Annotated in this window: 4 protein-coding genes; 3 read left to right on the top strand and 1 reads right to left on the bottom strand. The window is 61.1% G+C overall.

Going from position 1 to position 4555, the window contains the following annotated elements; genetic code table 11:
* Positions 1–1253 (bottom strand): serine hydroxymethyltransferase (gene glyA / locus ABSG47_RS20220; RefSeq protein ID WP_424172162.1); only part of this gene is annotated, 1253 nt, incomplete at its 3' end.
* Between the two features lie 95 nt (positions 1254–1348).
* Between glyA and ABSG47_RS20225 the strand changes: the two genes are divergently transcribed.
* The 3 genes from ABSG47_RS20225 to ABSG47_RS20235 all read left to right on the top strand — a co-directional run.
* A complete protein-coding gene (locus ABSG47_RS20225; RefSeq protein ID WP_424172165.1) occupies positions 1349–1918 on the top strand; it encodes a tetratricopeptide repeat protein in 570 nt (189 codons plus the stop codon).
* 100 nt (positions 1919–2018) lie between these two features.
* Positions 2019–2369: a PadR family transcriptional regulator gene (locus ABSG47_RS20230; RefSeq protein ID WP_424172168.1), complete on the top strand. Its 351-nt coding sequence runs from the start codon at positions 2019–2021 to the stop codon at positions 2367–2369.
* A gap of 9 nt (positions 2370–2378) precedes the next feature.
* On the top strand, positions 2379–4555 hold a 2177-nt coding region (locus ABSG47_RS20235), incomplete at its 3' end, for an ADOP family duplicated permease (protein WP_424172171.1).

The following is a 4555-nucleotide window of genomic DNA, read 5'->3' on the forward strand; positions in this document are numbered from 1 at the left end:
CGCCATGCGTAAAGCGGGAAATGGTTAGCAAGCTCGGCGACCCGATTGCGGATGTTATCTAGGGCCGCGTCGTCGCTGCGCTTGTCGAGAGCTTCGACGATCCATGCCGCAATCTGCTTCATCTCGGCCTGCTTCATGCCGCGCGTGGTGAGCGCGGGCGTACCGATGCGGATGCCGGAGGGCTTGAGCGGGGGATTGGTGTCATAAGGAATGGCGTTCTTATTAACAGTGATGCCTGCCTTGCCGAGAGCGGCCTCAGCCTCAGAGCCCAGAATGCCTTTGGCAAAGACATCGACAAGCATCAGGTGATTATCCGTGCCGCCGGAGATGATGCGATAGCCTGCCTCCGCGATGGCGGCGGCGAGCGCCTGCGCGTTGGCTATGGTTTGCGCGGCGTAGGTTTTGAATTCGGGGCGGAGCGCTTCAGCGAAGGCAACAGCTTTGGCTGCGACGATGTGGACAAGCGGGCCGCCCTGCTGGCCGGGGAAAACGGCTTTGTCCACGGCGGCTGCAAGATCCTGACCGCAGAGCACCAGGCCGGCGCGCGGGCCGCGCAGCGTTTTGTGCGTGGTGGTGGTGGTGATATGCGCGTGGGGCACGGGTGAAGGATGCGCGCCGCCAGCGACCAGGCCGGCGATGTGCGCCATGTCGAAGATGTAATGTGCGCCGACTTTGTCAGCGATCTGGCGCATACGGGCGAAGTCCCACATGCGCGGGTAGGCGGAACCGCCGCCAATGATGGCCTTGGGCTTTTCGCGCAGGGCGATGGCTTCGAGTTCGTCGTAATCGATAAGCTCCGTGTCCTTGCGGACGGTGTAAAACGTGGTGCGGTAGAGCTTGCCCGAGAAGCTGAGCTTGTGGCCGTGCGTCAGGTGACCGCCGTGGGCGAGATCGAGGCCGAGGATGGTATCGCCGGCCTGAAGGACAGCCATGTATGCGGATGCGTTGGCCTGTGAGCCGGAGTGAGGCTGCACGTTGGCGTGCTCGGCGCCGAAGATGGCCTTGGCGCGGTCGCGGGCGAGATTCTCGACGACATCCGCATACTCGCAGCCGCCGTAGTAACGCCGGCCTGGGTAGCCCTCTGCATACTTATTAGTGAAGATGGAGCCTGCGGCTTCAAGCACTGCCTCAGAGACGAAGTTCTCACTGGCGATCATCTCCAGCCCCTCGTGCTGGCGGAGAGTTTCGCGATCGATAGCGGCGGCGATCTCGGGGTCGGCCTGGGCGAGTGAAAGCGACATGCGGTCAGTCATGCTCTGATTTTAGCTTTTTTCCGGCCCGCCGATGGTGTGAATTACAACCTGGAATTTGGTATTGTCATCGGTAGAAACTCTTTCGAGATATGAATATGAGCCTGTTACGCATTGTCTTTCCGGCGCTCTTTGCTGCCGTTGCGCTTGTTGCCGGGGCACAGACGTCCGGCATTGACTCCACGCTTGTGGCCAAAGCCGCTGCGGGAGATGCCGCGGCACAAGTGGCAGTGGGCGAAGATTATGCGGCGGGCAAAGGCGTGGCGCAGGATCTGAAGCAGGCGGCGGATTGGTATCGTAAAGCGGCAGAAGCGGGCAATGCGGCGGGGCAGGTCCATCTGGCGGAGCTGTACCGCGATGGCCGCGGCGTGGATCGCGATAAGGTGCAAGCCGCGCAGTGGTATGGCAAGGCGGCTGAGCAAGGCGATGCGGGCGCGCAGGGGACGCTTGCGGTGCTGTACTCAGTGGGTCAAGGCGTGCCGCAGAACTATGCCGAGGCGTACTACTGGTTTGATCTTGCCGCGGCTGTTGAATCACCGAAACAACAGCAGTACATTGCCAACCGCCAGAATATGGGAGCCCACATTACAGCCGACGAGCTGGCAGCCGTGCAGGAGCGCGCGGCGAAGTGGAAGACTGCGCATCCGCGCCCTGTTCCAGCCCGGTAAAAACCCTCCGTCAACGTCTCGCGGCCTGCTCTTGAATTGATTCCTGTTGACAATCCACATATTACGCCGTCAATATGTGGATTAACAACAGGAGAGACGCATGGGCGGAAATAAGGCCGATGTATTGCAGGGCACGCTAGACCTGATGGTGCTCAAGACGCTGGAATCGCTGGGGCCGCTGCACGGTTACGGCATTGCGCGGCGGATCGAGCAGGTGAGCGGCGAGACGATCCAACTGAACCAGGGGACGATTTACCCGGCGCTGCTGCGGCTGGAGCAAAAGGGCTGGATCAAGTCCGAGTGGGGCATGTCGGAGACGAACCGGCGCGCGCGGTTCTATTCGCTGAGCCGCACGGGGCGCAAGCAGATGGAGCGCGCGACGGAAAACTGGGAGCGCGTGGCGGCAACAATGGCGCGTTTTCTGGAGCCGGCCAGCAGCGAGACAAATTAGGAGACAGTCATGGAGTGGATTCGCGTTCTGCTGAATCGTTTTGTGTCGCTGTTCCGCCGCAAGGAGCTGGATGCGCGGCTGGATGAAGAGTTGAACGCGCACGTTGATCTTGCGATTGCCGAGAATGTGCGGCGCGGGATGGCGGCGGATGAGGCGCGCACGGCTGCGCTGCGGGAATTTGGCGGCGTGACGCAGGTGCGTGAAGATTATCGCGTGCAGCGCGGGCTGCCGTGGGTGGAGCAGATTGCGCGCGATGTGCGATTTGCTGTGAGGCAACTGCGGAAGTCGCCGGGGTTTGCACTGACGGCGATTTTTACGCTGGCGCTGGGGATTGGTGCGGCTACATCGGTCTTCAGCGTGGTGAATGGGGTTCTGCTGAAGCCGTTTGCCTTTCGCGAGCCGAACCGGCTGGTGGTGATGCGCGAGGCAGAAGACCAGGCAGGCAAAGAGCGCACCATTGTTCCGTTTAACTACCGGCACTTTCAGCGGCTCAGGCAGAATACGAAGTCGCTTGAAGACATGGCCATCCTTCAGAACCGTGCAGTCAGCCTTTCGCCGGATGGCGATCATCCTTACAGGGTGGGCGGGCTTGCGGCTTCGCCGAATCTGCTGCGCATGCTTGGCGTGGCCCCGATCCTGGGACGCGACTTTACGGAAAGCGATGCTGTGAAGGGCGCGACACCGGTGACCATCCTGAGCTACAGCATGTGGCAAACGCTCTTCCAGGGCAATCCGCACGTGATTGGGCAGAGGCTGCGGCTCACTGGCGAGTCGGCAACGATTGTTGGCGTGCTGGGGCCAGGGATGCACTTTCCGCAGTTTGCGCTGGCGCCGAAGATTGAGTTTCTGAATGTTGCTCCCGCACGGGAGATGCAGATTTATATTCCGCTGACGCCGGATGAATATGCACTGAAGGACGACACAGGCGATTACAACTACAAGACGATTGCACGGCTGAAGCCAGGCGTGAGCATCGAGCAGGCATCGGCGGAACTTGAAACGATGCAGAGGGCTTATTCGGCATCGGCGCATTTGCCGATTGCGATGGGCATTGCGATGACGCCGCTGGTGAAGGATGTGGCTTCGGGTATCGACAACGCGCTGTGGATGCTGTTTGCGGCGGTGGGAACGGTGCTGCTGATTGCATGCGTGAACCTTGCGAACCTGCAACTGGCGCGCGCGACAAATGCGGAACATGAGACGGCTGTGCGCGCGGCGCTTGGCGCGAGTAAAGGCCGGCTGGTGATGGCGCGGCTGATGGAAAGCCTGTTACTGGCGTGCGTGGGCGGCGCGATGGGAGTGGCGCTGGCATTTGCCGGAGTGAAGCTGCTGCTGTCGCTTGTGCCGGCAAATGTTCCCCGGCTGGAGGAAGTGCATGTGAGCCTGCCGGTGCTGGTGTTTGCGTTGGGACTGTCAGTGGTGTCAGCGGTTGCGTTTGGAATGCTGCCGGCGCTCAAGTCGCTGGATGTGCATCCGCAGGCGGCGATGCAGGCGAATTCGACGCGCACGGGAAGTATGCAGAAGGGCGGACGCGCGCGGAATGGAATGGTGGCGGCGCAGGTGGCATGCACGCTGGTTCTGCTGATTGTCACGCTGCTGACGCTGCGCAGCTTTTCTCACCTGATGCGGATGGATCGCGGCTTTGATTCGAGCCATATCACGGTGGCGCAGGTGGATCTGCTTGCGCCGAAATATGACGACACGAAGCCGGGTTTCAAAGAAGCAAAGCTTGCGTACGCGGACCGCGCGCTTGCGGCGCTGAGCCAGTTGCCGGGTGTGCAATCTGTGGCGATGACCAGCGCGACGCCGATGACCGGCGAGACGTGGGTGAATTATCTTGAGCGGCCGGATCATCCGCTGCCCATGGCGCAACTGCCGCTGGTGAATGTGCGATGGATTAACGCGGAATATCTGGCGACGATGCGGATTCCGCTGGTGGCGGGGCGCAATCTTACGGCGACGGATCGCGCGAATCCTCTTGTGGCGCTGATTTCGGAGAAGACGGCGCGTGAAGCCTTTCCGGGTGAGAATCCAATTGGGCGCGCGATCAGCAATCTTGTTCCGGATACGGACCGGCCTGTGACCGTGATTGGCGTGGTGGCGGATACGCATATCAATGGGCTCAAGGACGATGCGGCGATGCTCTATGCGCCCTATTGGGCGTTTACGCCGTGGACGGTTTCGTT

The sequence above is a fragment of the Occallatibacter sp. genome (genome assembly GCF_049510455.1).
GTDB lineage: Bacteria > Acidobacteriota > Terriglobia > Terriglobales > Acidobacteriaceae > Telmatobacter.

What these genes read in the sequence shown, in the direction of transcription:
- ABSG47_RS20225 (WP_424172165.1), top strand. Translation starts at nt 1,349, where the DNA reads ATGAGCCTGTTACGCATTGTCTTTCCGGCGCTCTTTGCTGCCGTTGCG.
- ABSG47_RS20230 (WP_424172168.1), top strand. Translation starts at nt 2,019, where the DNA reads ATGGGCGGAAATAAGGCCGATGTATTGCAGGGCACGCTAGACCTGATG.